A 264-nucleotide genomic window follows, 5' to 3' on the forward strand; every position below is an offset into this window, starting at 1 on the left:
TCTGCAACAGCTTCCATAACCGCCTCACTCATTGTTGGGTGTGGGTGAACTGCTTTTAAAACTTCGTGGCCTGTAGTTTCTAATTTACGACCTAATACAGCTTCTGCAATCATATCGGTAACTCCAGCACCAATCATGTGGCATCCTAACCATTCGCCATATTTGGCATCAAAAATAACTTTTACAAAGCCATCTTTATTTCCTCCTGCACTTGCTTTACCAGATGCAGAGAATGGGAATTTACCAACTTTAATATCGTAACCT

Annotated in this window: 1 pseudogene; it reads right to left on the minus strand. The window is 40.9% G+C overall.

Annotated elements, in window-relative coordinates:
- A pseudogene (locus tag ACRHNM_RS17035) lies at positions 1–264 on the minus strand (dihydrolipoyl dehydrogenase); the annotation flags it as partial.

Origin of the sequence: Psychroserpens mesophilus (assembly GCF_050617655.1) — a bacterium.
GTDB classification, from domain to species: domain Bacteria; phylum Bacteroidota; class Bacteroidia; order Flavobacteriales; family Flavobacteriaceae; genus Psychroserpens; species Psychroserpens mesophilus_A.